The following is a 25,464-nucleotide window of genomic DNA, read 5'->3' on the forward strand; positions in this document are numbered from 1 at the left end:
CTTCAATCCTTCGGCAGGTCGAGGAAATGCCCGACCGTGGTAACGGCAGCCGGCTGCGCGACACTGCCGCCGGCCATTGCCAGCGCGCGATTGGTGTCGGACGTCTTCACTTCCTCAGTGTTGTTGAGAAAATAGTCGACGTTGCTCGGCGGCTGCGTGCCATCGGTCGGTTCGACGAGCTTCTTTGACGGGTCGACCGGTTTGACCAGATAGGGCGTGACGATGATGACCAGGTCGGTCTCGCGCCGCTGATAGGATTTCGACGAAAACAGCGCCCCAAGCACCGGCATTTTGCCAAGGCCGGGAATGCGCGACGTGGTGATGTCGTTTTGCGACTGCAGCAATCCGGCGATCATGAAGCTCTGGCCGTTCTTCAGGTCGACCGACGTCCTGGCGCGACGCACGATGAAGCCGGGCACCGAGATGGTGCCGATATTGTAGGAGGCCGACGGGTCGATCGACGAGACTTCCGGCGCGATGTCCAGGCTGACCAAGCCGTCCTTCAGCACCGTCGGCGTGAAATCCAGGCTGACGCCGTATTTCTTGTAGCTGACGGAGATCTTGCCGTTGTCCTCGGAAACCGGGATCGGAAATTCGCCACCAGCGAGGAAGCTTGCCGTCTGCCCGGAACGGGCAATCAGGTTCGGCTCGGCCAGCCTTCGGGCCAGGCCGCGCTCTTCCAGCGCCTTGATGGCGATATCGATCGACACACCGTTCGAGAGCAGCCGGCCGATGATCTCGCCGGTCCCGGCTGCCGGCACGGTGCCCGGTTCGAGGGTGACATCGCGTCCGCCGAGGCCGTAGGCGAAATTGGCGCTGTATTTGGCGCCGAGATCCTGACCCGCCTGGCGGTTGATCTCGACAAAGCGGACGTTGAGCTGGACCTGCTGCGACGACGAGATGTTGACCGAGTTGATCACCTCCTCGGTGCCGGAAAAGCGCGTCGCGATCTTGTTTGCCTTTTCGGCGGCAACCGCGTCATCGGCCTCGCCCGACAGCACGACACGGCCATTGGCCGAGCCGACCTTGATCCTGGCGTCCGGCACGCTGGCGCGGATGGTGCTGGCCAGCTGGTCGGTGTCGAGCGTCACCTCGATGTCGACGGTGCCGACAAGCTGCTTTTTCTCATCGAACAGCGCGATGCCGGTGGTGCCGAGGTTGTTGCCGAGCACGTAGAAGGATTTGTCGGTCAGCGGATTGACGTTGGCGATCTCCGGATCGCCGATGACGATCTGGTAGAAGGCGGCGTTCGTCATGATCGTCTTCGGCTTGCCCTTGGCCACCTTGATCGACGCATTCTTGGTCGACGACACATAGACGATGTCGTTGTCGGCCCTGGCCGAAGTGCCGAAAGCCGGCATCCCTGCAGCAGCCAGCGAAGCCGCGACAGCCACGGTGCGCAAAATGCGCAACCGCCCCATGACCCGATATGTGATCAGCCCCAACATTGTCCCGTCCCTCACCCAGTCCCCACTGGCTTCTATTTCTGGTCCGGCGAAGGAACCTGGTATTCCTCGGCCTTTGTGCCGCGCGTCACGATGACCGTCTTGAATTTCGGTTTCTCCGGCTCCTTCGCCATGGCTTCGAACAACGAACTGGCCGCGGCCTGCACGTTGGAAGCGACCGATCCGCCGAACGAAGAGATGGTGGTGACGCCGTTCTTGCCGTCACCGCCTTCGCTAGCGGAGCGAAGCGACAGCGACAGCGTGCCGACGGTGCGGGCCAGCGCCACTTTCTGCGCGCCTTCGGTGGTCACCTCGATGGTCACGGAATTGGCAATCTGCGGCGTGGTCTGGCGCGAGTCGGCGCCCTGCCCGACGCTCAGCACCTTGGCATCTGAGACGACGATCTCTGAGGTGATGGTCGAACCGGCAGCGCCTTGCGCGTTCTTGGCCACTTCCTGGATTTCGCCGGCATCGCGTGTCAGCACGACATCGACCCGGTCGCCAGGTGTGACGAAGCCGCCGACACCGGCAATCTCGTCGGTGCGGATCGTCACCGCCCGCATTCCGGGCGTCAGCATGTTGGCGAGCGTCGCGCGGCCATTTGGCCCGGACAGCTTGGTGAGCAGCACCGGTTCGTTGACCTCGATCGGCGTCAGCACCACGCGATTGCCGTCGCCAAGCAACCCATCGATGGTCGGGAAGGCGCCCTGTGGCAAGGAATCCTGCGGCCAGGGGATTTCGCTGAGCTTCGTGCGGTCGAGTTCCATGCCATACCGCAACGGGGCATTGGCCACCACGATGGTCTTGAACTCGATTTTGGGTGCGGCTGGCGCGGCGATCGACGCCGTCTTCTCTTCGCTATCTGCCTTGGCCTGGCTCTTGACCCAGAAATCCGCGGCAAAGATCGATATCGCGCCGAAAACGGCGGCGATGCCGATCATCGATATGGCCTTGCCCCTCACGCCCGAAACCCCTGATGCCCGCAGTTTCTTGTTTTGTTGGGCTCACACTAGGTGGCATTGTTAAAGAATCAGGAATCCAGCGCGGTGGCATTTGACCTATTTCCGCCGGCTTGGTTATCGAATGGTTTTGGGTTAAGACGGGGCAATTCCCCGAACGGAACAGGAACCTCGGTCGCTTGGCGCTGAAAAGCGTGGCAGTATCGCGAGGTGATTCGCAGCATCGGATGCTATGGCAGGCATGGACGACAACAACGATCTTTTCGGCAATCTGGACAAGCAGCCGCAGCCGGTGCGCACACCGGCGCGCCCGGCGGATCCGCTGGTGCAGGCCACCAAGCGCCCTGCCGCGACCAAGGATGGCAGCGAAGGCTATAGCGCCGCCGACATCGAGGTGCTGGAAGGGCTGGAGCCGGTGCGCCGCCGGCCAGGCATGTATATCGGCGGCACCGACGACAAGGCGATGCACCACCTGTTCGCCGAGGTCATCGACAATTCGATGGACGAGGCGGTTGCCGGCCATGCCACCTTCATCGATGTCGAGCTCTCTGCCGACGGCTATCTTGCCGTCACCGACAATGGCCGCGGCATCCCGGTCGATCCGCATCCGAAATTCAAGAAGCCGGCGCTCGAAGTGATCATGACGACACTGCATTCGGGCGGCAAGTTCGACTCCAAGGTCTACGAGACATCAGGCGGCCTGCATGGCGTCGGCGTCTCCGTGGTCAACGCGCTGTCGGACCATCTCGAGGTCGAGGTCGCGCGCGGCCGCCAGCTTTATCGCCAGCGCTTTTCGCGCGGCGTCCCGGTAACCGGCCTGGAACAACTGGGCGAGGTTCACAACAGGCGCGGAACAAAAATCCGCTTCCACCCCGACGAGCAGATTTTCGGCAAGGGCGCTGCGTTCGAGCCGGCGCGGCTCTACCGCATGACGCGCTCGAAAGCCTATCTGTTCGGTGGCGTCGAAATCCGCTGGACCTGCGATCCGTCGCTGATCAAGGAAAAGGACACGACTCCGGCCAAGGCCGAGTTCCACTTTCCCGGCGGCCTGAAGGACTATCTCAAGGCATCGCTCGGCGACGAGTTCCAGGTGACGCGCGAAATCTTCGCCGGCAAGAGCGACAAGCAAGGCGGCCATGGCTCGCTCGAATGGGCGGTGACCTGGTTCGGCGGCGACGGCTTCATCAATTCCTACTGCAACACCATCCCGACCGGTGAAGGCGGCACCCACGAGGCCGGCTTCCGCAACGTGCTGACGCGCGGCCTGCGCGCCTATGCCGATCTCGTCGGCAACAAGCGCGCCTCGATCGTCACCTCGGAAGACGTCATGATCTCGGCGGCGGGCATGCTGTCGGTGTTCATCCGCGAGCCGGAATTCGTCGGCCAGACCAAGGACCGGCTGGCAACCATCGAGGCAATTCGCATTGTCGAGACTGCGATCCGCGACCCGTTCGACCATTGGCTGGCCGACAACCCGCAGGAAGCCTCGAAGCTGCTCGAATGGGTGATCGCGCGCGCCGACGAGCGGGTGCGCCGGCGCCAGGAAAAAGAGGTGTCGCGCAAGAGTGCGGTGCGCAAATTGCGGCTGCCGGGCAAGCTCGCCGACTGCACGCAGAATGCCGCGGCCGGCGCCGAACTGTTCATCGTCGAAGGTGACTCGGCCGGCGGCTCGGCCAAGCAGGCACGCGACCGTGCCAGCCAGGCCGTGTTGCCGCTGCGCGGAAAAATCCTCAACGTTGCCAGCGCCGGCAACGACAAGCTTGCCGGCAACCAGCAGATTTCAGACCTGATCCAGGCGCTCGGTTGCGGTACGCGGTCGAAATATCGCGACGAGGATTTGCGCTACGACCGCGTCATCATCATGACCGACGCCGACGTCGACGGCGCCCACATCGCCTCGCTGCTGATCACCTTCTTCTACCAGGAGATGCCGGCCCTAGTGCGTGGCGGCCATCTCTATCTGGCAGTGCCACCGCTCTATTCGATCCGGCAAGGCGGCAAAGTCGCCTATGCCCGCGACGATGCGCACAAGGACGAGCTTCTGCGCACAGAGTTCACCGGGCGCGGCAAGGTCGAACTTGGCCGTTTCAAGGGACTGGGCGAGATGATGGCCGCTCAGCTCAAGGAAACCACCATGGATCCGAGGAAGCGCACACTGCTTCGGATCGATGTGATCGACGCCGAGGCCGCCACCAAGGACGCCGTCGACGCGCTGATGGGCACCAAGCCGGAAGCCCGCTTCCGCTTCATCCAGGAACGCGCCGAATTCGCCGCAACGGAAGTGCTGGATATCTGAGCCGCACCCGGTCTAGCTTGCGCTTCTGATACGGAGACCAGCGTGTGATCTGGGCGCGGCTGAAGGGCTATTTCGAGACCAGTTTGGCCGGGCTGACGCAGCCGACGCGTTCGGACTGGATTTTCTCGCTGCGCACCGTTTCGGCCGGCCTGATCGCGCTTCTGGTCGCCTACGCCCTCGAGCTCGACCACCCGCAATGGGCCATGATGACGGTGTTCATCGTCGCCCAGCCCGTCGCCGGCATGGTGCTGGCGAAAGGCTTCTACCGGCTGCTCGGCACGCTTGCCGGCGGCATAGCTGCGATCGGCATCACCACGGTGTTCGGCACCGGCCCCTGGGTGCTGGTGACGGTGCTTGCCGTCTGGATCGGCATCTGTACCTTCGTCTCGTCGCTGCTGCGCAATCCCGAAGCCTATGGCGCCGCCCTTGCCGGCTACACCGCGATGATCATCGGCTTGCCTGCCTTCGGACAGCCACACCTCGTCGTCGACCTCGCGGTCGCACGCTGTGCCGAGATCGTACTCGGCATTGTCTGCGCCGGCCTGACCAGCCGGCTGATCCTGCCCAAACTGGCCAGCGACGCCATCGTCTCGCGGTTGAAACGCTGCATCCTCGATCTCGCCACCTATGCCGGCGGCGCATTCTCCGGCGGCGATCCGGCAACGCTGTCGGGCCTGCATCGAAAGCTGGTCGCCGATACCCAGACGCTTGGCGAGATGCGTGCCTATGCCAGGCTCGAAGCGCCGAGCTTCGCGCCGCGCGCCCATCCGGTCCGGCGCACCATCGGGCAACTGCTCTCGGCCCTGTCGGCGGCGCGCGCGCTGCATTCGCACGCGGCCCCGAAGAACGCGGCGCTCATTCCGGTGCGCTCGGAGCTGCAAGCCCTTGTCAGCGAACTGGCGGCCAAACCCGGCGCGCTGGATGACACCGCACCCTGGGTGGCCCGGCTCGACGCGATCTCGGCCAAGGCCCGGCAAATGCCCGATGCCTCGGCCGATCAGGGCGATGACAGGGTCGGCACCATCACCCGCCTCACCATCGCCGCCGATTTCGCCGAAGCGCTCAGGCAGGTGCTGCGCGGCCTCGACGCCTTGCGCGCGCCTGTCACGCGCCCAGCCCGGGGCAGCAGGCAGCCCGCGCTGGTGGTGCATCGCGACTATGCCGGCGCATCGCGCAATGCCGTGCGCGCCGCCCTTGCCACCTTGCTGGTCGCGGCCTTCTGGCTGACGACGAAATGGTCGGAAGCCGCCGGTACCGTCATTCTCGTTGCCGTCGTGTCGAGCCTGTTTGCCGCTCGCCCCGATCCCGTGCAAGTCGCATGGGGCTTCTTCAAGGGAACGCAGCTCGCTTTGCCCTTTGCCTTTCTCGTCGGCCAGATCGCGCTGCCCGCTTTGCCCGGCTTCGGCTGGTTCATGCTGTTTGTCGTGCCGATCCTGGTGCCGACGGCGCTCGCCATGGCCAACCCACGCTATGTCGGCGTGGCGACGGCCTTCGCCATCAACTTCCTCGCCTTCCTCAGCCCGCATCAGGCGATGACCTACGATCCCGGCCCGTTCTTCGCCGGCTCGGCGTCGATCCTGGTCGGCATTCTGCTGGCGATCGGCGTCTTCATCCTCGTACTGCCCGCCGATCCGTGGCTCGCGGCCAACCGCATCGTACGCGCCATGCGGGAAGATCTTGCGCGGCTTTGCCTGCATGAGCGCGTGCCGAGACGTTCCGCCTTCGAGAGCCTCGCCTATGACCGCATCAACCAGCTGATGCCGCTGGTGCAGAATGCTGGCAGGAAGGGCGATGCGGTTTTGGGCGGCAGCGTCGCCGCCGTCACCGTCGGCCTGGAAGTCCTGCGGCTGCGCGACGCAAGCCAAGGCCATGCCATCCCGTCCGAGACCGCGCTGTCGATCGCCAACTTTCTGAGGGGGCTGGCGCGCGAACTGCTCTTCCGCGCTCCCGGCGATCCGCAAACGTCAACCATCGCCGTCGCCCGGCAGTATGCGACGAACATCGCCCAACGGAACGGCACCGGCGAGATGCTGCAGATCGCGGCATCGCTGCGCATCATTGCCGCCGCGATGGAAGATTTTCCGGATTTTTTTGCCAAGGATCGGAGCTAGAGCGGCTACGCGTGTCGAGATTCAGGTCAGGCCGGACCGCCATTCGCAGGCCGGCATCACCTTAATATCGATACACGTCAGGCCGCAGCGATCGCCAATGCATGACCCCGTGCGTTCTCGCGCAGCGCATCGAGATGGATCGACTTGACCAGCGCTGCGAGATCGCCTTCCACGGACTGTCCGCCCAACTCTTTCAGCATCAGCCAGCTGACCTCCTGCACCCCGGCGACACGCTTGCCATTGGCCACCTCGCGCCAGATTTTCAGCGCGCGCAGGATGATGGCATGCGTGGCGGCGGCGAGACCGGCGCTGCGAAACAGCGCCTGCAGAGCCACATCGTGCCCGCCGGCCAGCAGCGCCCTCACCCTTTGTTCGGATTGCCGGCTAAGCGCAACCAGCGCCGAGCCGAAGAAATCGACCTTGCCATGCGCGATGGTGCGGATGAGGAAGCTCGCGGTGAGATCGCCGCGCAGCCTGAGATGCTCGATCAGCGCCGCATGTTCTTCCTGTCGCGTGCCTTCGATCAGCGTGACCGAAGCCTTGACGCAGGCGTCGCGCATCACGCGGTCGGCTCGCGCCGCGCCCATCAACGCCATGACCAGCGGCGACGTTTTCAGCATCTCGCCGAGCTTAACGAGCAGCATATGCCGGCAGTCGGCAGGCAGGCGGGCGTCTGATATCAGCGCCTCGCGCACCAGGGGCAGATGGCCGTGGCGTTCGGCCATGCGGCGGAAGCTGAGCGAAGCGATGTCGGCGCCGCTGTTGGCGAGCAACACGGCGCAGGCTTCCGCCTCGCCGATCTCAGCGATGGCCGCCGACAGCGCCATCGAAACGAACGGCCGGTCAGCGATCAATTTTTGCGTCACCTTCGGACTGCTGGCCACGCGATTGATCAGGTCGGCGTCGGTGAGCAGCGGCGAGCGCGCCAGCACCACGCCGGCGACTTCCGGCTGGTCTGAGGCCAGCGCGCTGATGATCTGCAACGGCGCGTGTTGGCTCATCGACAGCGCTTCGGCCATCGCCAGCCGCACTTTCGACGAAGCGTCGTCGAGCAGCAGCGTCAGCGCCGCCTCGGCAGCACAGCGATCTTCGAAAGGCAGGTCGGAATTGACGTAGGCCCGGGCCAGTGCATTGGCCGCAGCAGCGCGCTCCGAGACCTTGGCGGTGCAAATCCATCTCAAAAAATGCGAAACAACCATACCGCCTGCTTACGCCCCCTGCCAGAACGCTCCTGGCCCCGTGCAGACGGTACGCAAAAAAGGTTTACGAACGGTTCACCATGTTCATTAACTGGCTTGCGAGCCCTGAATGCAGCGCCTATCAACCCCATAGGCAGGTGAGGAGCAGGATATGGCCGGGCTTTATTTCGAAGAGTTCGTCGTCGGCCATGTCTTCCAGCATACGTTGCGCAAGACCGTCACCGAAAGCGACAACATGCTGTTTTCGGTGATGACGCTGAACCCGCAGCCGCTGCATATCGACTTCGATTTTGCCGCCAAGAGCGAATGGGGCAAGCCGCTCGTCAATTCGCTGTTCACACTCGGCCTGATGATCGGCATTTCGGTCAACGACATCACCGTCGGCACCACGGTCGCCAATCTCGGCATGAAGGAAACCGTGTTTCCGCACCCGGTCTTCCATGGCGACACCATCCGTGTCGAAACGACGGTGATCTCGGTGCGCGAGTCCAGGTCGAAACCCGACCGCGGCATCGTCGAATTCGAGCATCGCGCCTACAACCAGAACGGCGATCTCGTCGCCAAATGCACGAGGCAAGCGATGATGCTGAAGAAGGCGGCCTGATGCGTTCCCTGCTGTTCGTCCCCGGTGATTCCGAGAGGAAGCTGGAAAAGGGTTTTGGCGCCGGCGCCGATGTGGTCATCGTCGATCTTGAAGATTCCGTGGCGCCGCAGAACAAGGCGCTGGCGCGCGAAATCGCGGCGCGCTTCATCGCCGAACGCAGGGCGCAAACCAGTTCGGCGATCTATGTCAGGGTCAACGATCTATCGACCGGACTGACGGATGACGATCTCGCGGCTCTTGTTTCAGCCAAGCCCGACGGCATCATGCTGCCAAAATCGAACAGCGGCCAGGATGTGCAGCATCTCTCGGTAAAGCTCAGGGTTCGCGAGGCCGAAAACGGCCTCGCCGACGGCGCGATCAAAATCCTGCCGATCATTACCGAAACCCCGGCAGGCGTGCTGGCGGCGGCCAGCTATGCCGGGGCGAGCGCGCGGCTTGCCGGTCTCACCTGGGGGGCCGAGGATCTGTCGGCGGCGATCGGCGCGCGCACGGCTCGCAACGAGCGTGGCGGCTACACCGACGTGTTCCGTTTCGCCCGCACCATGACCATCCTCGCCGCGGGTGCGGCGGAGGTCGCGGCGATCGACACCGTCTTTCCGAATTTTCGCGACATGGCGGCATTTGAAGCGGAATGCGCCGAGGCCGAGCGCGACGGCTTCACCGGCAAGATGGCGATCCATCCTGACCAGGTGTCCGTCATCAACGCCGCTTTCACGCCGTCGGTCGAGGCCGTCAAACAATCGGCGGCAATCGTCGCGGCGTTCGCGGCAGCGGGAAATCCCGGCGTCGTCGGCATCGACGGCAAGATGTACGACCGCCCGCATTTGCGGCTGGCTGAACGGCTTCTGGCGCGGGCCAAAGCGGCGGGGATCTCGGCTTAATCCTTGTCCCAGCGCGGCCGGCGCATCGAAAATATCTCGTTGACACTGGCATAGTCCATGTAGCCGAGACGAGCGACATTGCCGGCCTTGGTGATGTCGAACAGACCATCCTTCAGGAAGGCATCGTCGATGTGCACGCCGATCACTTCGCCGGCGACGACGACAGCGCTCGTCGGCGATCCGTCCAGCGCCTTTGGCCGAAAGACTTCCGTCACTCGGCATTCGAGCGCAGCCGGTGCTGCCGCCACGCGCGGTGGCGCGACGAGGCGTGACGGCGCCATGGCAAGGTCTGCATAGGCGAACTCATTGACGCCGCGCGGCGCGCTGACCGACGTGCGGTTCATCTTTTCGGCGAGATCACGGCTGACCAGATTGGCGACAAACTCGCCGGTTTCCTGCGCGAAGGTGGCGCTGTCCTTGTCGCCTTCGGAGGAAAACCAGACGATGAAGGGCCGTGTCGAAACGGCATTGAAGAACGAGTATGGCGCGAGATTGATCTCGCCTGCCCGGTTCAGCGTCGATATCCAGCCGATCGGGCGCGGCGCCACGATCGCCTTGGAAGGATCGTGCGGCAGCCCGTGGCCCTTTGAAGGCTCGTAGAACATTCAGCCCACCCACGGCCCCGAATAATCGGCATAGAGCTTCGCCGGATCGGGTCGCGGCCGCTCCGGCGCCGGGCCGGCGTAGGAGCCGATATGGACGAAGCCAATGACGCGCTCCTGCGGTGCCAGCCCCAGCAGCGCCCTGCCCTCCGCTACGTCGGAATACCAGTTGCTGATCATGTTGGTACCATAACCCAAAGCATTGGCTGAGATCATCAGGTTCATCGCCGCCATGCCGCCCGACAGGAACATTTCCCATTGCGGGATCTTTTGATTCTCCCTGGGGATCGATACCACGCCGATCACCAGCGGCGCGCGCGAGAACCGCGCCAGTTCCTGGTTGCGGCGGCCTTCCGGCAATGGCCCCTCCCGCTGCTCGGCAAGTGCCGCCAGTTGTCTTCCGATCTCGACGCGGGCATCGCCGCGGTAGAGGATGAAGCGCCAGGGTTCGAGCCGGCCATGGTCGGGCACGCGCGAGGCGGCGGTGATCATCGTCGCGATCTCCGCATCGCTCGGCGCCGGCTCCTTCAAATCGGGGATCGGTGCGGAGTTTCGGGTCAGCAGGAAGTCAATGATCGGCGACGCCATGGGCGCAAGTCTCCTAAAACAATCTGTTTTGAGCTGAAGCGCACCATCGGGAATTCGGGCGGCTCGGGCAATGGCGGCGCGCGCGCCGGACGGAAGAGTCGTATCGCTGGACTCTTAAGCCTTGAAATTGCCACCGCCATGGGCTTCAACGCAAGGCATGTTTGAGGGGACACTGCGTCTTTTCCTGGTCTGGTTGGTCGCCCTGCTGTTCACGGCGCCGGTTTCGCTCGCCGTGGCGCAGAACGCGGACGGTGTTGGCGATCTGAAGCTTCCCGGAATTTCGAGCTACGCGACGCCGAAAAGCGAGAGGTCGCTGGCGCTCGGCAGCGGCGGCGCCATCACCCTGTCCGCCCAGTTGACCGACAAGGGCGCCGACATCACCCGCGGCATCGTCTGGCGCGTCTTCAAGCCCGAGGCCGTCAACGGCAAATTGCCGATGGTCGCCTCCGCGCATGGCGGCACCGCCGTCTTCCAGCTCGAACCCGGCAGTTATCTGGTTCATGCCTCCTACGGCCGGGCCGGCGCCACCAAGCGCATCACCGTTGTCGGCAAGGACGCCAAGCGCGAAAGCCTTGTGCTCGACGCCGGCGGCCTCAAGCTCGACGCCGTTCTGTCCGGCGGGGTACGCATTCCGCCGAAGAACCTGCGCTTCTCGATCTACGAAGGCACCGCCGAGCCGAATGGCGAGCAAGCGCTGATCATACCCGATGTCGAACCCAACACTGTCGTGCGGCTCAACGCCGGCACCTACCACGTCGTCTCGACCTATGGCGCGGTCAACGCGGTCATCCGCTCCGACATCCGCGTCGAGGCCGGCAAGCTGACCGAAGCCACCGTCGAGCATCACGCCGCCGAGATAACCATGAAGCTGGTGCGCGAAACAGGTGGCGAGGCGATCGCCGACACGTCCTGGTCGCTGCTTAACGAATCCGGCGATCCGATCAAGGAAAGCGTCGGCGCTTTTGCCTCGATGGTGCTCGCCGAGGGCGACTACACCATCATCGCCAAGAACCGCGACCGCATCTACCAGAAGGATTTTACGGTCGTGGCCGGGCAGAATCAGGAAATCGAGGTTCTGGCCACCGAGGCTGCGGCGATGGACCCCGAGGAAGGCGCCGACTAGCCTTCAGCCTGACGTTTGCCGACTTCAGGCTGCCAGCTTGGTCCGCGCCGGCAGGAACGGAAGCCGGCGGCGCGCCACGATTGGCGCCAGGTCGAACACGCCGCGATAGAGACGGTCGAGCAATGCCTTGCGGTCGCGTAGCGGCTCCAGCTCGTTCCAGCTTAGCACATTGCCAACGCGCACCTCGATCGCCTTGCCGGACAGCCGCGCGAATTCGCGGATGAGCAGCGACGTGCGCAGCGTCAGCGAGGCCTTGCCGACGAATTTCGCCAGGCGGCCATCGCTCTCGGCCATGTTCATCGGGCCGCTGACCAGATGGAACAGCCGGCCGTTTTGTCCGGAAAAATGCATCGGAATGACAGACGCCTTGGCGTCCTGGACGAGACGAGCCGGAAACATCTTCCACGGCAGGTCGCGCGCCCGGCCAAAGCCCTTCGGCGCGGTGGCAACGCCGCCGGCCGGAAACACCACGATGGTGACGCCCTCTTTCAGCAGCCGCACCGCCTCGTGGCGCACGGCCATATTGTTCTTCAGCGCGTCCTTGGTCTCGGAAAAGTCGATCGGCAGCGAATAAGGCTCCATCTCGCGGATCTTGAGCAGATCCTTGTGGATGATCACCCGGAACGGCCGCCCAAGCTGCTCTACCAATGAAAGCACGGCAATGCCGTCGCCGATGCCGAACGGATGGTTGGCGACGATCACCAGTGGTGTGTCCGGCAATTGCGCGGGCGGCCATTGATCCGCTGTCCGCACCCGGACGTCGATCAGGTCGAGCATGCGGCTGAACACACGCTCGCCGGTTGGCACGACCTGGCGGCGCCAGAAATCGTAAAGCGCGGTGTAACGGTCGCGGCCCGACAGGCCTTCGACCGAATGAATGAACCAGCGCGTCAACGCCGGCTGGCGCGGATTGGCATAGGAAAGCTCGGGAAAGGACCGTTCGCGCAATTTCAGCTTGAGCATGAGGCTCGTTACAAGGTTGGCGTGACAGGGATATGAAAATGGCGGTGGATCGCTCCACCGCCATGTCGTCGGGACCATGCAGATCAGGCAGCGCGTTTGCGCTTGCGGTCGGGCGTGACCGCTTCTTCGGTCAATTGCGCGATCGCCTGGGCAAGGCCGAGCGATTCCTGGTCGCGCGAGCCCAGCCGGCGCATGTTGACCGTCTGCTCTTCCGCCTCGCGCTTGCCGCAGACGAGGATGACCGGAACCTTGGCCAGCGAGTGCTCGCGGACCTTGTAATTGATTTTCTCGTTGCGCAGATCCGCTTCCGCCAACAGTCCGGCGGCCTTGAGTTTTGCCACCACCTCGGTCGCATACGCGTCGGCGTCCGACGTGATCGTCGCCACCACCACCTGCAGCGGCGCGAACCACAGCGGGAAATGACCGGAATAGTTCTCGACCAGGATGCCGAGAAAACGCTCCATCGAACCGCAGATGGCGCGATGCACCATGACGGGTTGCTTCTTCTCGGAATCCGAGCCGATGTAGAAGGCGCCAAACCGTTCCGGCAGGTTGAAGTCGACCTGCGTCGTGCCGCACTGCCACTCGCGGCCGATGGCATCCTTCAGCACATACTCGAATTTCGGCCCGTAGAAGGCGCCCTCGCCCGGATTGATCGAGGTTTTGATGCGATTGCCGGACCGCGTCCTGATCGTCTCCAGCACGCTGCCCATGATCGCCTCGGCATGGTCCCACGCCTCGTCGGTGCCGACGCGCTTGTCCGGCCGCGTCGATAGCTTGACGCTGATCTCGTCGAAGCCGAAATCGGCATAGGTCGACAGGATCAAATCGTTGATGCGCAGGCACTCCGACGCCAGTTGCTCCTCGGTGCAGAAGATATGCGCATCATCCTGCGTGAAGCCGCGCACGCGCATCAGCCCATGCAGCGCGCCCGATGGTTCGTAGCGATGCACATTGCCGAATTCCGCAAGCTTTACGGGAAGATCGCGATAAGACTTCAACCCATGCTTGAAAATCTGCACATGGCCCGGACAGTTCATCGGCTTCAGCGCAAACACACGATCATCGTCGGTATCGTCGCCGGCGACCGTCACCTTGAACATGGCGTCGCGGTACCAACCCCAATGGCCTGAGGTCTCCCACAGGCTCTTGTCGAGCACCTGTGGCGCGTTGACCTCCTGATAGCCCTGCTCGTCGAGCCGGCGGCGCATGTAGTTGACCAGGTTCTGGAACATCTTCCAGCCCTTGGCGTGCCAGAAGACGACGCCCGGTCCTTCTTCCTGGAAATGGAACAGGTCCATCTCGCGGCCGAGTTTCCGGTGGTCGCGCTTCTCCGCCTCCTCCAGCATCGTCTGGTAGGCTTCAAGCTGCGCCTGGTCGGCCCAGGCGGTGCCATAGATGCGCGTCAGCATCGGATTGTTGCTGTCGCCGCGCCAATAGGCGCCGGCCACCTTCATCAGCTTGAAGGCATTGCCGATCTGCCCGGTCGAGGTCATGTGCGGGCCACGGCAGAGGTCGAACCAGTCGCCCTGCGCATAGATCTTGAGGTCCTGATCCTCGGGAATGGCGTCGATCAGTTCCAGCTTGTAGCGCTCGCCCTTGTCGGCAAACACTCTTTTCGCCTTGTCGCGCGACCAGACTTCCTTGCTGAACGGCTTGTTGCGCGCGATGATCTCGCGCATCTTCTTCTCGATCACCGGGAAATCGTCTGGTGTGAACGGCTCGTTGCGGGCGAAGTCATAATAGAAGCCGTTCTCGATCACCGGCCCGATGGTCACCTGCGTTCCCGGCCACAGTTCCTGCACGGCTTCCGCCAGCACGTGTGCGGCATCGTGACGGATGAGTTCCAGGGCGCGCGGGTCTTCGCGGGTGACGATCTCGACCTTGCCGGACTTGCCGAGTGGATCACCGAGGTCGCGCACGACGCCGTCGATGCTGTAGGCGACCGCCTTCTTGGCCAGCGACTTCGAGATCGATTCGGCCAGGCCGGCACCGGTCATCGCCGCATCATAGTCGCGGACGGAGCCATCGGGAAATGTCAGGGAAACGGCATTCAACATGGGTATCTCCTATCCAGTCCCGCAAACGAGCGCGGGTGGTCGTCGGGTAAAGCCGGATGCGTCCGGCAGCGGGCGGGTTTTAGAGGCAGCGCCGCGCCAGGTAAAGAGCACTGATTGGCCTGGCCGTCAGGAAATGTCGGCAGAGATGTCGCAGGCCGTTGTCAAGGCTTGCGAATATCGCCGGCATGGCTTTGGAATCATCGACATGGAAGACGCATCCCCAAGCAAAACCGCCCTGGGCGTCGCGCGCCTGAGAGCTCTCCATCAGATTTCACCTGAGGCGGCGCTGTTTCGCGACCCTTACGCGATCGCGATTCTGGGTGAAAGTACTCCCGCCGAGCAACAGCTTGCGCAAGAGGACAACCGCAGCCGGCGTATGCGCCTGTTCGTGGCGGCGCGCGCCCGCTTTGCCGAGGATTGGCTGGCAGCAGCGGTGCGTCGTGGCGTCCGCCAGCTCGTCGTGCTTGGCGCCGGCCTCGACACGTTTTCGCTGCGCAATCCATACCCAGGCCTCGCAGTGTTCGAAGTCGATCACCCGGCAACCCAAGCCTGGAAACGCAAATCTATCGCCGATGCCGGTCTTGCCGAACCGCCGGCCACCACATTCGTGCCGGTCAATTTCGAGCGGCAGCGTCTGCCCGAGGAACTGGCATCGGCCGGTTTGAAATCGACCGAGCCGAGCTTCTTCATGTGGCTGGGGGTCGTGCCTTACCTCACGAAAGACGCGATCTTCACCACACTCTCCTACATCGCCGGCACCCTCGGTTCGGAAGTCGTATTCGACTACAGCGAACCGTCTGAGAATCGCGACGCGGCGGGACAAGCCGCTTTGGCTTTCCACGCGGCGCGCGTCGCAGCAGTCGGCGAGCCATGGATCAGCTTCTTCATCCCTGGCGAACTGGCGAAATCGCTCCGCGACCTCGGATTCGATGAGATCGAAGATCTTGAGAGCGGCGATATCGCCGCCCGCCTTTCCGGGACACCGAAGGGAGAGACGACCAACGCCGGTGGCCACCTCATCCGTGCGCGCCGATCGGCGACAGCGGCACCTTGAACGTCGAAGCCGGGCTGAACCTCTGGTCGCACACTCCATCCTGGTAAAGCGTCTTGCAGCTCGCGGCGTCGAGGATCAGCGTGCCCTGCACATCCCCAAGCGGCGCTGATTGCGCGCGCAGCGGAAATCCCAGCAGCCAGGCGAGCAGGAACAGGATCCCGGCAAAGATGAAGGGAAGACGGTCGAAATTACGCATTTGATGCTCGCTCCAGAGGGGTTCGCGAGCGGCTTAGCGAGGTCTCTTGTCTCGATTTTGTCTCAAATGCGTAGTCTTTGTGCAGGCTGGCGTTAACCCTACCAGATCGTAAACGACAAGCTTGGCAGGCCGGTCAGCTTTGCGCTTCGCCGCGCTTGCCGCCGATCCGCCAGTACCGCCACGGCGCGAACCAGACATAACGATCCGCCAGCACCTCCGGCACGCGGTCAATGCCATGCGTTCCGAACGGCCCGCAGCGCAGCACCCGGAAAAATCCCATCCAGCCGCCGGCCCACAGGCCGTGACGGGCGATCGCCTCATGCGCATATTCGGAACAGGTCGGCAGATGCCGGCAGGAATTGCCGACAAAGCCCGACAGCGTCAGCTGATAGAGCCTGACGAACGAAGTACCCAGGACCCGGCCCGGCGTCTTGCGCCACGGGCCCGGCCAGTTGCGGCCGCGCTTCGGCGGTCCGGCAATGCGCCCATGCTGGTGGCCCACCACAAGTCTCCGCTCCAGAGCATGATCCCAAGAAGTGGGAACCGGTTTTCGGGATCATGCTCGATACATTCGCGTTTCCCAGGCGATAGATGTGGGCTCCGGTTGGAGAAAGCAATCCCTTCTACCCGCTCGCCATGCCATCAGGGTCGGGAGCGGCGAAACGGCTGCCTGTCAACGGAAGGCGCCCAGCGGCCAGGACTCACTGGCCCTTCGCGGCGCCTTGCATGCCCTCTGTCGTCTCGCCATTGGAACGTTGCGATCCGCATGACATCGCCAAGGATGTTCAGGATCTGGATCATGGCCGTGTCTCCTTTGACATGGATTAGACCGCCGCTGGCCTTCGCCTTCAAACGAGTATAATTTCCACTTCGGATAATCTTGGGTTATGCGAAATGAAGCGCGGACGCCTGCCGCTGACGGCATTGAGGAGCTTCGAGGCGGCGGGCCGGCATCTGAGCTTCAGCAAGGCCGCCGAGGAGCTTTTCGTCTCGCAGGCAGCGATCAGCCGGCAGATCCGTGAGCTCGAAATCTTCCTGCGCCGGCCCTTGTTCGAACGTCACCATCGCCGCGTCGAGCTGACCGACACCGGCCGGCGTCTGCTGGACCAGCTCGTCAAGAGTTTCGACGCCATCGACACCTTGCTTGGGGAACTGGTGGCGACGCCGGCGCAGTTCGTGGTTCGCGTCAGTGTCGAGCCATCGCTGGCATCCGTGTGGTTGGTACCCCGGCTCAATCGGTTTCGCGAATTGCGGCCCGATATCGACGTCTCCCTCGAAGTCGATCCGAGGCCGATCGAGTTCCGCAGCGATCAGCCCGAGCTTGCCCTGCGCTTCAGCGCGCATGCCACCTCGTGGCCGCGCAGCCAGGCCGAGCGACTTGCCTCGACAGTCGATTCGCCGGTGCTGTCGCCGGCACTGCTCGCCGCGGGTCCTGCCCTCGAGAGACCGATTGATCTTGGTCGCTACACGCTTTTGCACGAGGAAAACCGTCAGGGTTGGGCGCGCTGGTTCGAAGCGGCCGGCGTGCCCGCCGATGCCGTGCCCGCGCGCGGTCCCATGCTGGCGGATGCGTCGCTTTCAAAGCAGGCCGCCCTGCTCGGACATGGCGTGGCACTGGGCGATCTCTTGCAGATCGGCGGGGAAATCGCATCCGGCGCGCTGATCAAGCCGTTCGACATCGACGTCGCATCCGGCGCCTATTGGCTGGTGGCCAGGAGCTTGCGCGATCTCTCGGAGCCAGCCGCGGCCTTCGCCGACTGGCTAAGAAGCGAATTTGCCGAAAGCAGACGGGCGCTGGAAGCGCAGGCTTAAGGCGGGCTTCCTAGGCGGCACTCTCGCTACTTTGCCTTCAGGCCGCTTGTTCGGCGCGCTTCTTCTCGATCTGGCCGATCGCGTCGACCACGGCGTCGAAAGTCAGCATGGTCGAGGCATGGCGCGCCTTGTAGTCGCGCACCGGTTCCAGATATTTCAGGTCTGCGAAGCGGCCGTCGGGCGGGGCGCCATTTTCCTTCAGCATCTTCAGCATGGTGTCGCGTACCGCGCGTAATTCCGCGGCACTCGCGCCGACGACATGCTGCGCCATGATCGAGGATGACGCCTGGCCGAGCGCACAGGCCTTCACGTCATGGGCGAAGTCGGTGACCACGCCGTCCTCCATCTTGAGGTCGACGGTGACGGTCGAGCCGCACAGCTTGGAATGCGCCTTTGCGGTCGCGTCAGGATGGTCGAGGTGGCCGATGCGGGCGATGTTTCCGGCAAAACCGAGAATTTTCGCATTGTAGACGTCGTTGATCATTATTTTCCAATCTGTCGCCGCCAAGCGAACAGCGATTGCCGCTGTCGTGTCTTCCTTTCGCTCGTCATGACCATATATAATGCTGGCAGTCCGGTATCGACAAGACAACGAAAGCCAGTGTCCTTGCCGGGAAGTTCACGCCACTTGCGGGGCTGGAAACGAGGCGAGTTTCCGACACCGAAAGGTCGTGGTCCGTTCAACTCGTTCCTCCGTCGAGAGGAACTACGGGAGACGCCTTTTATGGATGCCGTCATCAAGAAACTCATGCCCCAGTCAGCCTATATGGAGAAGCCGGTTACCGACCGGCCGAGCGAAGCCGAAGTCGAGGCCGCCGTGCGCACGCTTTTGCGCTGGACCGGCGACAATCCGGACCGCGAAGGGCTGGTCGACACGCCGATGCGGGTGGCCAAGGCCTTTCGCGAAATGTTCGGCGGCTATGACATGTGCCCGGCCGAAGAGCTGGGCCGCACCTTCGAGGAGGTCGCCGGCTATGACGACCTGGTCATCGTCAAGGACATCCAGTTCCACTCGCATTGCGAACACCATATGGTGCCGATCATCGGCAAGGCGCATGTCGGCTACCTGCCGGACGGTAAGGTCGTCGGCCTGTCCAAGATCGCGCGCGTAGTCGATATCTTTGCCCACCGCCTGCAGACCCAGGAGGCGCTGACGGCGCAGATCGCCGGCGTCATCCAGGATGTGCTCAATCCGCGCGGCGTCGCCGTCATGATCGAGGCCGAGCACATGTGCATGGCCATGCGCGGCATCCGCAAGCAGGGCTCAACCACCCTCACCTCGACCTTCACCGGCGTCTTCAAGGACACGCCCGAAGAGCAGGTTCGTTTCGTCACCATGGTGCGCGGCGGCGGGGCGTAAGCCCGTCACCGACATCGCCAGACCATGATCCCGAAAAGTGGAGACCGGTTTTCGGATAAGATCATGGTCAAACAGGAAAATAGACCGGCGATGTCGGCACTGGAATTTCCCAAAGCTCCGTCAGACAAGAAAGCGCTCGAGGAAGGCGCGGTGTTTTCACCTCGCTTCGACGCAGCCGGCCTCGTCACGGTCGTCGTCACCGATGCCGAAGACGGCATGCTGCTGATGGTTGCGCACATGAATGCGCAAGCGCTGGCGCTGACGCTGGAGACAGGCATCGCCCACTACTGGTCGCGCTCGCGCAACGCGCTGTGGAAAAAGGGCGAAACCTCGGGCAATTTCCAGCATGTCGTCGAGATGCGCACCGATTGCGATCAGGATGCATTGTGGCTGCGCGTCAAAGTGTTGGGCCACGACGCAACCTGTCACACGGGCCGACGTTCATGCTTTTATCGGACGGTGGGCCTGGTCGACGGCAAGGGGACGCTTGCCGATGACGGCAGCAAGCCGCTGTTCGATGCGGAAAACACATATCGGAAACCATCAGCTTGAACCTTCCACCCGACACAAGTCACATAGATTCACCATTTCGATACGGCCCGCCTGTATATTAGCCTTGGGACAAGGGAGATCATGATGCTCGAGTGGGCGTCATTGCGTAACAGACCGGATGTCAGGGAGGCCAATGGCCTGTCCTCGTCAGGCGGCGCATCGGAAACAGACCTGCCTAAGAAAACCGGTATTTCGCTTGCCTTAGGCGGCGGTTGCGCCAGAGGCTGGGCGCATATCGGCGTGCTGCGCGCGCTCGATGAAGCCGGCATCGAAGTATCGATGATCGCCGGCACCTCGATCGGCGCGCTGGTCGGCGGCTGCTACCTCTCAGGCAAACTGGACGAACTGGAAGAATTCGCCCGCAGCCTGACCAAGCGACGCATTTTTGGCCTGCTCGATCTCAACCTGCGCGGCAGCGGCCTGTTCGGCGGCATGAAGCTCGACGCCCGGCTGCGCGAGCACATGACTGGTATTCGTTTCGAGGATCTGGCCAAGCCGTTCGTCGCAGTCACCTCCGAAATCCGCACTGGCCACGAAATCTGGCTATCGAGCGGGTCATTGATCACCGCCATGCGCGCCTCCTATGCGCTGCCCGGCGTGTTCGAGCCGGTGAATTGCAACGGCCGTGTGCTGGTCGACGGTGCGCTGGTCAACCCGGTTCCGGTCTCAGTCTGCCGCGCCTATGAACAGCCGCTCGTGGTGGCGGTCAATCTTCACTACGACCTGTTCGGCCGCGCCGCCGTCATCAAGCACAGCGCCGGCGAACTGGTCGTCGAAAAGGATGCGCCGCGGCCCGGCCAGATCGACGCCGGGCGCCAGTCGCATCAGACGCGGCTCGGCATCACCGGCGTCATGGTCGAGGCCTTCAACATCATCCAGGATCGCATTTCACGCGCCAGGCTTGCCGGCGATCCGCCCGACATGTCGCTGCAGCCGAAGCTCAGCCATATCGGCCTGACCGAATTCCACCGCGCCGACGAGGCGATCAACATCGGCTATCAGGCGACGATGGCGCAGATCGGCGAGCTGACCCGGCTGCAGTCCGTTCTCGCCTGATGCATGTCTCCCAACGCATGGAAACAAACACTTGAAGCGCGTCGACTAAACGCGACGCGCTTCAAGCAGCGGTGACTGAGGGGAATCAGCGGGCAGCTTCGGCAGAAGCGGCAGCATCCTGAGGTATCGCCGGATTCTGCTTAAGTGCCAGAGCCAGCACCGCGCCAAAGAAAACCGCGGCGGCGGCGAACAATCCTGCCATACGCAATCCGTCGACGACATCCGACGCGGTAGCGGGCCCGCCACCCAGACCGACATTGGCCACGACAAGACTGGCGGCCAGACCCAATGCCGCGCCGATCTGCAGGGAGGTCGACCCTAGCGCTGACGCAACCCCCTGTTCGTTGGGAGCAACTCCGGAAGCGGCGGCTACGAACAGCGTCGTAAAGGCGATGCCGCCACCGAAACCATAAATGAGGATTCCGGGCAGCACGGCCCAATACGAACCGCCTGGCGACAGGGCAAGAGAGATCGCCACCAGCCCGATCCCGTAAATGAACATGCCGGCGAACATCGTGGCACGAGTCCCCCACTTGTTGAGCAGCAGCGCAGCGCCCTTCCCGCCACCGATCATCGCCAGCACACCGAGCGGGACGAATGCCAAGCCGGCGGTGAGTGCGTTGTAGCCGAGCAGGTTCTGAAAATAGGTGGTGAGAAGGTAGTAACCGGAACTCAGCGCCATGTGGTGAAAGAAGCTCACCGCCATGGCCGTGACGAGGCTGCGATTGGCAAACAGCCGCAGTGGCGCCAGCGGATCGCGCACGCGTCTCTCGATGAGAATGAAAGCACAAAGCAGCAGCACGCCAATCACAAGCGATCCGGAGCTGCGAACAGCATTCCAGCCCACCTCGGGCCCGCTAGCCAGGCCGAACACCAGCAGTGTGACGGCGGTCGTGACAACCAGCGCACCCGGTAGATCAAAACTTCGCCTCTGGCCCTTACCTGCTGGATCGGGTGCCAGCAGAGCCGGCGCTGCGATAAGAGCAGCGCCCAAAGCCAGTGGAACGGTGAAGAAGAAGACTGCTTGCCAGCCCCAGCCATTGGTCAGGACGCCTCCGATGATGGCACCAGCGGCTAGGCCGCCACTCCCGGTGGCACCCCAGACCGCCAGCGCCCGATTGCGTTCGGCACCTTCCGCGAAGCTTGTGTTGATCAGCGCTAGTGTTGCAGGAAATAGAAGCGCCCCGCCTAAACCCTGGACTGCCCGAGCAATCACCAGCGTGAGAGCGTCAGGCGCAAATCCGCCTGCAAAGGACGAGACGCCGTAGAGCACGAGCGCCAGCATGAACATACGCCGCGGGCCGCGCCGGTCAGCCGCCCGACCGCCGAGCAACAGAAAACCGCCAAAAGCCACAGCGTAAGCGCTTACTACCCATTGCAGCGACTGCGGCGTAAAGCCGACATCACGGCCGATATCCGGCAGGGCGACATAGACGATGTTGTAGTCGATCGCGATTATGAACTGTGCGAATGCCAGCAGCGCGAGCCTGAGCCCGGACCAGCGTGGCGGTCGCGTGACGCCGGTTGCGTCCAGCGTACTCAACGCGTCCGTATCGGTTTGATTTGGCGATTTCTGCATTGGTCTCTTTCCCAGCTATGGATTCCGCAGCCTGCTCTTCGGCAGCCAGGCGCGCATACGGCCACCCTGGAGGCGCAGCACCTATTTCGGAATTGGCATTTTTGACAAAGATTGTGCTAAACTTGCCATCGGCGATAACGATACCGGGAGTGCCGCGAATGGCTGCCAAGTGCATCCATGTTGTGATCTGGCTGCCGTCCGACTTCTATTCGGCGGTTGTCTCGACGCTGGTCGAAATGTTTCAACTCGTGAATGACGTCGCTGGTGCAGAGGTTCTTTCATGCGAGTTCGTTTCCAGGGCATCGCCTGCAATTTCGACGGCCGGAATTTCCTTCCCTGCGAAGGCGCAACCGTCCCGAAAAATGGATGTGCTGATTCTCATCGCGATGCCGGGCGCCGAGATTCCTGAGCTTCTGCGCTCGCTTGACCAGGAGAGTGAATATTCAAAACCTCTGATTGCACTCGCGCGACAACAGCAAGCCATCATCGCGGCACATTGCGGGGCATGTTATTTGCTCGCCGATACGGGCCTGTTGGACGGCAAGCGCGCGACGATATCCTGGTGGCTGAAGTCCCACGTCAGCAGCCGGTTTCCCCAGGTTCAATGGGACTCATCGCGCATGCTTGTTCGCGACGGTCGCCTTTACACCTGCGGAGGCGGATTTTCAGGACTGGAACTCGCCAAAGCCCTGCTGGTCGATTTGGGCTTCTCGAAGGAGGAGCGGATTGTTCGAAAGCTTCTGGTTCTTCCGCCTTCGCGCAAATATCAGAGCCCCTACGAATTCCCTCTCGAGGAATTGCCGAAAGAGACCAACCCGCTGGAATACAAACTGCGTGGACTTTCGGAAAACAAGATGCGGGAAATCGATTTGAGTTTTCTCGCGGCGGGACTTGGCATGTCTGCGCGAACGCTGTCCCGCAGGTTTGCCAATGAGCTCAAGACGACCCCGGGAAAATGGATCCAGGAAAAGCGGCTTGAATTGGCAAGGTCGCTGCTTGAGGGAACGAAATTAAGCATTTCGGAAATCTGCTATCGAGTGGGCTACCAGGATGTCGCTTCGTTCAGTCGTACTTTTTCCAAAACGACCGGAATGGCGCCGGGCGAATTTCGGAAGCAAATACGCTCCTAGGTCGCCCCACTGTAACCTTACGCACGCGCCGCGTCGGTGATGCGAAATTGCACCGTGCGGTTGCCGTTCCAGTGATTGCCCGACAGCGAGCCGGCGACATGGATTGTCTTGCCCCGGTTCTTGAACAGGAATTCGCCAAGTGCGGTATCGACCGCGCGAAAGGCGATCGCCTGGATGCGGCCGCCGCTTTCCGACTGCAAGTCGACGCGGATGTGGTTGGTGCCAACCGGCCGCGCATCCGCCAACCGATGACGCGGCAGCACGAAGACCGGCGCTGCGTGCCCGGCGCCAAACGGGCCGGCTTTCTCCAGCGCGTCGAGAAGGCTGAGTGTCGCGCCTTCGGCGGCAAGCGCACCGTCGATCGCCAGGCTTTCCTCGCCTTGCAGACGGAACACGTCGGCCGCCGCCCGCTCTTCGAAAAACGCCCTGAGCTCGCCAAGCTTCGCCCGTTCCACGGTGATGCCGGCCGCCATGCCATGGCCGCCGCCCTTGACGATCAGCCCGGCATCGGCCGCTTCGCGCACCAGACGGCCAAGGTCGAACCCCGACACCGAGCGGCCCGAACCGGTGCCAATGCCATTGGCGTTGAAGGCGATGGCGAAGGCCGGCCGGCGCGCGTGATCCTTCAGCCGTGAAGCGAGCAGGCCGACAATGCCCGGGTGCCAGTTGTTGCTGGCGGTGACGACGATGGCCGGGCCGTTGCCGCCGGCAAGCTCGGCATCCGCCTCGGCGCGCGCCGCCGCCAGCATCTCCTGCTCCATCAGCTGCCGTTCCTGGTTGAGCCGGTCGAGCGTCTCGGCAATGGTGCGCGCCTCGACCGGATCGTCGGTGGCAAGCAGGCGACTGCCAAGTGCGGCATCGCCGATGCGCCCGCCGGCATTGATGCGCGGGCCGATCAGATAGGCGAGATGGAAGGTGCTGATCGGTTCGCCGATGCGCGACACCCGTGCGAGTGCAGCCAGCCCTTCGTTCTTCTGCTGGCGCGCCATCTGCAGTCCTTTGACCACAAAGGCGCGGTTGATGCCGGTCAGCGGCACCACATCGCAGACGGTGGCAAGTGCGACGAGATCGAGCAGGGAAAGCAGGTCCGGCGGCGTGGCATCGGCCAAGCGGCCGCGCAGGATCTTGGCCGTCTGCACAAGAGCGAGGAAGACCACACCGGCGGCACAGAGATGGCCCTGCCCCGAAAGGTCGTCGTCACGGTTGGGATTGACGACGGCAATTGCCGCCGGCAAAGCACCGCCGACCTGATGGTGATCGAGCACGACGACATCGGCGCCGGCCGCATTGGCGGCATCGATGGAAACGGCGCTGTTGGTGCCGCAATCGACGGTGACGATCAGTGTCGCGCCGCGCGAAACAAGTTCGCGCATGGCATCCGGATTGGGGCCATAGCCCTCGAAAATACGATCCGGAATGTAGATTTCCGACGGCACCGAGAAATGCGTGAGGAACCGTTTCAACAAGGCCGACGAGGCGGCGCCGTCGACATCATAGTCGCCGAAGATCGCCACCTTTTCCCTGGCCACCACCGCAGCCGCAATGCGGGCCGCCGCCTTGTCCATGTCGGTCAGCGATGCCGGGTCCGGCAGAAGGTCACGGATCGTCGGGTCGAGAAACCGCTCGGTCTGTTCGGCGGTGACGCCGCGACCGGCAAGTACCCGCGCGACGATGTCGGGCACGCCGTGGCCTTGCGCGATGGCGAGCGCAACCATGTCCTGCCGCTCAGTCAGTCGGTGCTCCCAGGAAACCCCGGTAGCCGACTGCCTGACGTCGAGGAAGAGGCGCTTTTCACCGGTCATGCGGTTTGCCAACTCATAATTGGCCGCAGGATAATGCATGTCGCCCAAAAAGTGTGCAGCGGTTTTGGGACAACGACATGCACAAACAACAA

The 25,464-nt window shown here is 63.0% G+C and carries 22 protein-coding genes and 1 pseudogene; 11 read left to right on the forward strand and 12 right to left on the reverse strand.

Annotated features, from left to right (window positions below):
- Window positions 1-2: 2 nt before the first annotated feature.
- Complete coding sequence (locus ACFFNA_RS08195; RefSeq protein WP_111546351.1) at window positions 3-1,448, reverse strand: type II and III secretion system protein family protein; 1,446 nt, start codon at window positions 1,446-1,448, stop codon at window positions 3-5.
- 32 nt (window positions 1,449-1,480) lie between these two features.
- Window positions 1,481-2,407 (reverse strand): Flp pilus assembly protein CpaB, encoded by a 927-nt coding sequence (gene cpaB / locus ACFFNA_RS08200; RefSeq protein ID WP_245446122.1) that lies wholly within the window; start codon window positions 2,405-2,407, stop codon window positions 1,481-1,483.
- A 238-nt stretch (window positions 2,408-2,645) separates the two neighbouring features.
- Here cpaB and parE point away from each other — a divergent pair, with 238 nt between their 5' ends.
- On the forward strand, window positions 2,646-4,700 hold the full coding sequence (parE, locus tag ACFFNA_RS08205) for a DNA topoisomerase IV subunit B (protein WP_378917265.1): 2,055 nt from the start codon (window positions 2,646-2,648) through the stop codon (window positions 4,698-4,700).
- A 44-nt stretch (window positions 4,701-4,744) separates the two neighbouring features.
- Window positions 4,745-6,811, forward strand: a complete 2,067-nt coding sequence (locus ACFFNA_RS08210) for an FUSC family protein (RefSeq protein ID WP_378917267.1) — start codon at window positions 4,745-4,747, stop codon at window positions 6,809-6,811.
- Between the two features lie 77 nt (window positions 6,812-6,888).
- Here ACFFNA_RS08210 and ACFFNA_RS08215 read toward each other — a convergent pair whose 3' ends face one another.
- Window positions 6,889-8,010 carry a DUF2336 domain-containing protein gene (locus tag ACFFNA_RS08215; RefSeq protein WP_378917269.1) on the reverse strand — a complete coding sequence of 374 codons (1,122 nt, stop codon included), beginning with the start codon at window positions 8,008-8,010 and terminating at the stop codon, window positions 6,889-6,891.
- Window positions 8,011-8,161: 151 nt separating this feature from the next.
- Between ACFFNA_RS08215 and ACFFNA_RS08220 the strand changes: the two genes are divergently transcribed.
- On the forward strand, window positions 8,162-8,614 hold the full coding sequence (locus ACFFNA_RS08220) for a MaoC family dehydratase (RefSeq protein ID WP_111546347.1): 453 nt from the start codon (window positions 8,162-8,164) through the stop codon (window positions 8,612-8,614).
- Window positions 8,614-9,495: an HpcH/HpaI aldolase/citrate lyase family protein gene (locus ACFFNA_RS08225; RefSeq protein ID WP_111546652.1), complete on the forward strand. Its 882-nt coding sequence runs from the start codon at window positions 8,614-8,616 to the stop codon at window positions 9,493-9,495. The genes ACFFNA_RS08220 and ACFFNA_RS08225 overlap by 1 nt, the downstream gene beginning before the upstream one ends.
- Here ACFFNA_RS08225 and ACFFNA_RS08230 read toward each other — a convergent pair.
- Complete coding sequence (locus tag ACFFNA_RS08230) at window positions 9,492-10,100, reverse strand: flavin reductase family protein (RefSeq protein ID WP_111546346.1); 609 nt, start codon at window positions 10,098-10,100, stop codon at window positions 9,492-9,494. The two genes, ACFFNA_RS08225 and ACFFNA_RS08230, sit on opposite strands and share 4 nt — an antisense overlap.
- The gene (locus ACFFNA_RS08235; protein ID WP_378917272.1) at window positions 10,101-10,685 is read right to left on the reverse strand and encodes a nitroreductase family protein; all 585 of its coding nucleotides are present in this window, start codon (window positions 10,683-10,685) and stop codon (window positions 10,101-10,103) included.
- 157 nt (window positions 10,686-10,842) lie between these two features.
- On the opposite strand from ACFFNA_RS08235, the gene ACFFNA_RS08240 reads away from it, so the two are divergent.
- Window positions 10,843-11,808, forward strand: a complete 966-nt coding sequence (locus ACFFNA_RS08240) for an RgsD C-terminal domain-containing protein (RefSeq protein WP_111546344.1) — start codon at window positions 10,843-10,845, stop codon at window positions 11,806-11,808.
- Window positions 11,809-11,832: 24 nt separating this feature from the next.
- Here the strand turns inward: ACFFNA_RS08240 and ACFFNA_RS08245 are convergent, their stop codons facing one another.
- Window positions 11,833-12,771, reverse strand: coding sequence for a lysophospholipid acyltransferase family protein (locus ACFFNA_RS08245; RefSeq protein WP_378917274.1), 939 nt, complete (start codon window positions 12,769-12,771; stop codon window positions 11,833-11,835).
- Window positions 12,772-12,854: 83 nt separating this feature from the next.
- Complete coding sequence (thrS, locus tag ACFFNA_RS08250; RefSeq protein ID WP_378917276.1) at window positions 12,855-14,831, reverse strand: threonine--tRNA ligase; 1,977 nt, start codon at window positions 14,829-14,831, stop codon at window positions 12,855-12,857.
- Here thrS and ACFFNA_RS08255 point away from each other — a divergent pair.
- A complete protein-coding gene (locus ACFFNA_RS08255) occupies window positions 14,830-15,885 on the forward strand; it encodes an SAM-dependent methyltransferase (protein WP_378917278.1) in 1,056 nt (351 codons plus the stop codon). The two genes, thrS and ACFFNA_RS08255, sit on opposite strands and share 2 nt — an antisense overlap.
- On the opposite strand, the pseudogene ACFFNA_RS08260 reads toward ACFFNA_RS08255, so the two are convergent.
- Together ACFFNA_RS08260 and yidD are read right to left on the reverse strand one after the other, a co-directional pair.
- Window positions 15,860-16,081: pseudogene (locus ACFFNA_RS08260) on the reverse strand (class D beta-lactamase); the annotation flags it as partial. The gene ACFFNA_RS08255 and the pseudogene ACFFNA_RS08260 overlap by 26 nt on opposite strands.
- A gap of 133 nt (window positions 16,082-16,214) precedes the next feature.
- Complete coding sequence (gene yidD / locus ACFFNA_RS08265; RefSeq protein ID WP_111546650.1) at window positions 16,215-16,583, reverse strand: membrane protein insertion efficiency factor YidD; 369 nt, start codon at window positions 16,581-16,583, stop codon at window positions 16,215-16,217.
- Between the two features lie 392 nt (window positions 16,584-16,975).
- Here yidD and ACFFNA_RS08270 point away from each other — a divergent pair, with 392 nt between their 5' ends.
- Window positions 16,976-17,893 carry a LysR substrate-binding domain-containing protein gene (locus tag ACFFNA_RS08270; RefSeq protein WP_378917280.1) on the forward strand — a complete coding sequence of 306 codons (918 nt, stop codon included), beginning with the start codon at window positions 16,976-16,978 and terminating at the stop codon, window positions 17,891-17,893.
- A gap of 37 nt (window positions 17,894-17,930) precedes the next feature.
- On the opposite strand, the gene ACFFNA_RS08275 is transcribed toward ACFFNA_RS08270, so the two are convergent.
- Window positions 17,931-18,377 (reverse strand): iron-sulfur cluster assembly scaffold protein, encoded by a 447-nt coding sequence (locus ACFFNA_RS08275; RefSeq protein ID WP_378917282.1) that lies wholly within the window; start codon window positions 18,375-18,377, stop codon window positions 17,931-17,933.
- 240 nt (window positions 18,378-18,617) lie between these two features.
- Between ACFFNA_RS08275 and folE the strand changes: the two genes are divergently transcribed.
- The 3 genes from folE to ACFFNA_RS08290 all read left to right on the forward strand — a co-directional run bounded on the left by folE (window position 18,618) and on the right by ACFFNA_RS08290 (window position 20,861).
- A complete protein-coding gene (gene folE / locus ACFFNA_RS08280) occupies window positions 18,618-19,253 on the forward strand; it encodes a GTP cyclohydrolase I FolE (protein ID WP_111546339.1) in 636 nt (211 codons plus the stop codon).
- 90 nt (window positions 19,254-19,343) lie between these two features.
- Entirely contained in the window at window positions 19,344-19,805 is a 462-nt protein-coding gene (gene hisI, locus ACFFNA_RS08285) for a phosphoribosyl-AMP cyclohydrolase (RefSeq protein ID WP_378917340.1), read from the forward strand.
- An 84-nt stretch (window positions 19,806-19,889) separates the two neighbouring features.
- The gene (locus ACFFNA_RS08290) at window positions 19,890-20,861 is read left to right on the forward strand and encodes a patatin family protein (RefSeq protein WP_111546647.1); all 972 of its coding nucleotides are present in this window, start codon (window positions 19,890-19,892) and stop codon (window positions 20,859-20,861) included.
- 85 nt (window positions 20,862-20,946) lie between these two features.
- Here ACFFNA_RS08290 and ACFFNA_RS08295 read toward each other — a convergent pair whose 3' ends face one another.
- Entirely contained in the window at window positions 20,947-22,440 is a 1,494-nt protein-coding gene (locus ACFFNA_RS08295; RefSeq protein ID WP_378917284.1) for an MFS transporter, read from the reverse strand.
- A 158-nt stretch (window positions 22,441-22,598) separates the two neighbouring features.
- On the opposite strand from ACFFNA_RS08295, the gene ACFFNA_RS08300 reads away from it, so the two are divergent.
- On the forward strand, window positions 22,599-23,570 hold the full coding sequence (locus tag ACFFNA_RS08300) for a GlxA family transcriptional regulator (protein ID WP_378917286.1): 972 nt from the start codon (window positions 22,599-22,601) through the stop codon (window positions 23,568-23,570).
- A gap of 17 nt (window positions 23,571-23,587) precedes the next feature.
- On the opposite strand, the gene recJ is transcribed toward ACFFNA_RS08300, so the two are convergent.
- Complete coding sequence (recJ, locus tag ACFFNA_RS08305; RefSeq protein ID WP_378917288.1) at window positions 23,588-25,372, reverse strand: single-stranded-DNA-specific exonuclease RecJ; 1,785 nt, start codon at window positions 25,370-25,372, stop codon at window positions 23,588-23,590.
- Window positions 25,373-25,464: the final 92 nt, after the last annotated feature.

This window comes from Mesorhizobium kowhaii (assembly GCF_042431665.1).
GTDB classification, from domain to species: Bacteria; Pseudomonadota; Alphaproteobacteria; order Rhizobiales; family Rhizobiaceae; genus Mesorhizobium; species Mesorhizobium kowhaii.

Bases quoted from the DNA above. Each gene is read 5' to 3' on its own strand.
- ACFFNA_RS08235 (WP_378917272.1), bottom strand. From the start codon at position 10,685: ATGGCGTCGCCGATCATTGACTTCCTGCTGACCCGAAACTCCGCACCG.
- ACFFNA_RS08295 (WP_378917284.1), bottom strand. From the start codon at position 22,440: ATGCAGAAATCGCCAAATCAAACCGATACGGACGCGTTGAGTACGCTG.
- folE (WP_111546339.1), top strand. From the start codon at position 18,618: ATGGATGCCGTCATCAAGAAACTCATGCCCCAGTCAGCCTATATGGAG.
- ACFFNA_RS08290 (WP_111546647.1), top strand. From the start codon at position 19,890: ATGCTCGAGTGGGCGTCATTGCGTAACAGACCGGATGTCAGGGAGGCC.
- ACFFNA_RS08275 (WP_378917282.1), bottom strand. From the start codon at position 18,377: ATGATCAACGACGTCTACAATGCGAAAATTCTCGGTTTTGCCGGAAAC.
- parE (WP_378917265.1), top strand. From the start codon at position 2,646: ATGGACGACAACAACGATCTTTTCGGCAATCTGGACAAGCAGCCGCAG.
- hisI (WP_378917340.1), top strand. From the start codon at position 19,344: ATGTCGGCACTGGAATTTCCCAAAGCTCCGTCAGACAAGAAAGCGCTC.
- ACFFNA_RS08230 (WP_111546346.1), bottom strand. From the start codon at position 10,100: ATGTTCTACGAGCCTTCAAAGGGCCACGGGCTGCCGCACGATCCTTCC.
- ACFFNA_RS08225 (WP_111546652.1), top strand. From the start codon at position 8,614: ATGCGTTCCCTGCTGTTCGTCCCCGGTGATTCCGAGAGGAAGCTGGAA.
- ACFFNA_RS08240 (WP_111546344.1), top strand. From the start codon at position 10,843: ATGTTTGAGGGGACACTGCGTCTTTTCCTGGTCTGGTTGGTCGCCCTG.
- ACFFNA_RS08300 (WP_378917286.1), top strand. From the start codon at position 22,599: ATGGCTGCCAAGTGCATCCATGTTGTGATCTGGCTGCCGTCCGACTTC.
- recJ (WP_378917288.1), bottom strand. From the start codon at position 25,372: ATGACCGGTGAAAAGCGCCTCTTCCTCGACGTCAGGCAGTCGGCTACC.
- ACFFNA_RS08270 (WP_378917280.1), top strand. From the start codon at position 16,976: ATGAAGCGCGGACGCCTGCCGCTGACGGCATTGAGGAGCTTCGAGGCG.
- ACFFNA_RS08245 (WP_378917274.1), bottom strand. From the start codon at position 12,771: ATGCTCAAGCTGAAATTGCGCGAACGGTCCTTTCCCGAGCTTTCCTAT.
- ACFFNA_RS08255 (WP_378917278.1), top strand. From the start codon at position 14,830: ATGGGTATCTCCTATCCAGTCCCGCAAACGAGCGCGGGTGGTCGTCGG.
- ACFFNA_RS08220 (WP_111546347.1), top strand. From the start codon at position 8,162: ATGGCCGGGCTTTATTTCGAAGAGTTCGTCGTCGGCCATGTCTTCCAG.
- ACFFNA_RS08215 (WP_378917269.1), bottom strand. From the start codon at position 8,010: ATGGTTGTTTCGCATTTTTTGAGATGGATTTGCACCGCCAAGGTCTCG.
- thrS (WP_378917276.1), bottom strand. From the start codon at position 14,831: ATGTTGAATGCCGTTTCCCTGACATTTCCCGATGGCTCCGTCCGCGAC.
- ACFFNA_RS08195 (WP_111546351.1), bottom strand. From the start codon at position 1,448: ATGTTGGGGCTGATCACATATCGGGTCATGGGGCGGTTGCGCATTTTG.